The sequence below is a fragment of the Clostridium sp. UBA6640 genome (assembly GCF_002455975.1).
In the GTDB taxonomy this organism is placed as follows: domain Bacteria; phylum Bacillota; class Clostridia; order Clostridiales; family Clostridiaceae; genus Clostridium_J.
Map to the genome: position 1 here is coordinate 1 of NZ_DKLM01000018.1, position 4034 is coordinate 4034.

1 protein-coding gene is annotated in these 4034 nt (G+C 31.5%); it reads left to right on the plus strand.

Annotated features, from left to right (window positions below):
* Positions 1 to 510 precede the first annotated feature (510 nt).
* On the plus strand, positions 511 to 4034 hold a 3524-nt coding region (locus tag B2W91_RS02440), incomplete at its 3' end, for a S8 family serine peptidase (RefSeq protein WP_291578690.1).

Consider the following 4034-nt stretch of genomic DNA (forward strand, 5'->3'; position numbering starts at 1 on the left):
AAATCACAGAATAAGATTAATTAAAATATTACTGGATAGTTGCTATCCAGTAATATTTTTATGTTAAAAACTACCTTAGCCAATGGACAATTGACGATTGTGATTAAAATTGATTCTTACGAATTAATTTCTTTAATTATTTTTTTACTATCAATACAATTGCTAGTTCTCCANNTTAGGGTTCCCCTGAGGTGCAGCATAGGTCGGAACAATATTAATAAATTTAACTAGTACTATGGAGAGGCTACATTTGCTAGTGTTTTATTGTAGTGGCGAACACTGTTCGCCGCTACAATACGCAATAATTTAATACAAATGTTATATTCGTAACAGATTTTTAATTTATCTAACTAATTTTAAATATTTGTAAATTTTTATTGTATATTCTTAATTATTTGTAAATTTTAACCCAAAATGGAATAAAATTTATTTTATAGTTGAAATTAGTTTATCTATAAAATAAAATTGAAGTATTATATTTACATTTATTCTATTTTGAGGAGGGGTTTTATGGTTAGTAAAAAAATTAGAACGTTAAGTATTGTCACATCAGCTATGGTTATTTTTTCATCTACAAGTGGGGTTAAAGCTTATGCAGGGGTTGAGCCCAATATAAACAATGAGAAGAATATCTCAATAAACGAACAAACTGTAAATGAAAAAGATAATATAAATAGCATAATAAAAGATATGAAATTTGAAAAGGTGGATTTAAAAGAGCAAGATCAAGAAGAGGTAGTAAGGGTTATAGTTGAAGTTGAAGGAAAATCTGCAGTAGATATGTCTGCTAATGGAGGAAAAATAAATCTCCAAGATGTCAATAGAATAAAAAATGATATTAAAAGCATACAAGCAAAAGCTACTAACTTACAAGGTGCTAAAATAAGACATAGTTATGGAACACTAATAAACGGATTTAGTATGGATTTAAAGAGAAAAGAGATGAATTCATTAAAGAAAATATCCGGTGTAGTTAGCGTTAAAGAAGCTAATATTTATTATTTGGACATGACTAATGCTAAAGATCTTACTCAAGTTTATACTGAATGGAGTAACTATGGATATAAAGGAGAAGGAACAGTAGTTTCCATAATAGATACTGGTATAGATTATACACATAAAGACATGAGAGCACCTCAAGATTCATCAAAAAATAAATTGAATGCATCAAAAGTTAAAGAATTAATAAAATCAGGTGCATTAGAAGCAGGACAAAGTTGGCTAGATAAAACAGCTGTGAAAGGATATTATACTGATAAAGTCCCATTTGGATTTAATTATTCAGATGATAATGAGCAAATTATAGATACTCAATATGATGCCTCAATGCATGGTATGCATGTTGCTGGAATTGTAGCAGCTAATGCCAGTGATGAGGATATGAAAAAGATGGAAGGAATACAAGGGGTAGCCCCAGAAGCACAACTGTTAGCAATGAAAGCATTTTCTAATGGACCACGTCCAGGTGCTTTTACAGATGATGTTGTTGCAGCGATAGAGGATTCAGTATTACTAGGTGCAGACGTTATAAACATGAGTTTAGGATCGGCAGCAGGCTTTGTAGATGTCAATGATGCAGAACAAAAGGCCATAAAAAAAGCTTCAGATGCAGGAGTTGTAGTAGTAGTTTCTGCTGGAAACTCTTCTTATCAAACAGCACCATATAATGATCCTAATATAAAAGATATTAGTACAGCAGGGTCACCAGCATTAGCTAGAGATGCATTTATGGTGGCGAATTATAATAATTCACTTATAACTCTACCAACTGTAGGTTTATGCGATAAAGATGGAAATCCTATAAAAGGTTCAGATGGACAAGTGGTAAGATTTCCATATGAAGAACACACAATTAAAATGGATAATGGCACTATGATAAAAGATATAGTAAATTGCAATTTTGGCGGAGCTGATGATTTTACAGGAATAGATGCTAAGGGAAAAGTTGCTCTTATAAAAAGAGGAAATTTATCCTTTGCTGAAAAGATAGTCAATGCTCAAAAAGCAGGAGCTAAGGCTGTAATAATGTATAACAATGAGAGTGGCGAAGACAGTTTGATTAAAATGGCTGAAGATCCAGCAGTTAAAATACCTGCTATATTTGTAGGAAATACTCTAGGTAAGACTATAGCAACAAGCATAGCTAATGATAATCCATATACAATAAAAGTTGGAACAGGAGTTACGATTTTACCTAATGAGGGAGCAAATGATTTTGCGTTAAGTACTTCTTGGGGATGTGCACCGGATTTATCATTTAAGCCACAAATATCAGCACCAGGTGGAAGTATATATTCAACACTTAATAATAATGCTTATGGAAACATGAGTGGAACATCTATGTCAGCACCACATATATCTGGAGCAATGTCAGTTATAAGAGAAGCATTAAAGAAAGACTTACCAACCATTAATGGTAAAGATAGCGTAGAATTTGCAAAGATATCTATGATGAATACAGCAAAGCCACAGTATGAAACTCCACAGGAGGGAATAGAGGCTAGACCTTTCTCTCCAAGAAGACAAGGGGCAGGTATGCTTCAATTAAATGAAGCTGTAAGAAATAGAATTACTGTAACTCATAATGGAGAAGCATCTGTAGCATTGAAGGAGATTAAATCAGATAAAGTATCCTTTGAGTTAGACATTAAAAATTATGGAAATAAGGATGCAACTTATACATTAGGAGTTGAAGATGGAGTATTAACAAATAATGTTCAAGATAATATTGCTCAAATAACTCCATATGATGATGTATTACCTCAAGATAAAGCCAACTTAAGCTTTAGTGATAAAGAAATTACTATAAAAGCAAATAGTTCAAGAAAAGTTACAGTTACATTATCATTAAAAGACGTAAATTCAGAGAGTTTTATCGAAGGATTTGTAAAATTTATTTCTAAAGATGAAAAAGAAAATCCAAACTTATATGTACCTTTTATGGGATTCTATGGAGATTGGTCTAAAGAAAGAGTAATAAGTGACTGGAGATGGGAGAAGTCAACAAGTTTCCCAGGTACGCTTAATTTAAGTTCAGGTATAGCATCTCAGGTTGAAGGAAGTTATGTATATTTAGGAGAAGAGGATAATGGAAAATTAATTGATGCGGTAATTTCACCTAATGGAGACGGCAACTTGGATACTGTTGTGCCAGTATTATATAAGCTAAGAAATATAAAGACTGCAAGAACAGAATTAATTGATAAAGATGGAAAAATACTAGGTGAAGTTGGATATCAAGATAACATGAGGAAACAAGTATATGGGGATCCTAATGGAAAAGGAAAGAGTGTTTATCTATATCCAGATCTAGCTTGGGATGGAACTTATTATGATGTTTCCAAAGGAAGTAAGGTTGTACCTAAGGATGGAGAGTATCTTTTAAGATATAATTTCTATGTGGATTTACCAAATTCTAAACCACAAAAATACGATATTCCTGTGATAGTTGATACAGAAATTCCAGAGGTTAAAGTATTATCTAGTAAAGTAACTGATAAAAAAGAATACAAACTGGAATGGGAAGTTAAAGATTATTCTGGTGTTTCATCTTATGATGTAACTCTTAATAAAAAGAAAATACCAAATAAAGATATAGTTTGTAACGGAAATAAATATAGTGTTACTTTAAATTTAACTGAGAATGAAGCTAATGATATTTCTATAATAACTGTGGATAAAGGACTTAATGTTGCAGTAACTCCGTTTTCTGTTAAACATGGTGTTGTAGAAAATTCTATAGTGATTTTTGATAATATAGATCCATCAGTGGAGGAATGGAATGAAACTGTTTTTGACAGTAAAGGATTATATGAAATTAAAGGAAGAGTAACTAAACCATTAAATAAATTACAAATAAATGGAGAAGATGTAACTGTAAAAGAAGATTTAACTTTTAAGTATGCAGTAAATAAAGCTAAACTAAGAGAAGGTACTAACAACTTAAGAGTTTATGCGGAAAATCTTGATGGAACTATAGCTTCAGTGAAAATAACATCAACTGAGCAAGCACTGGCAGATTATGCTATTAAAAT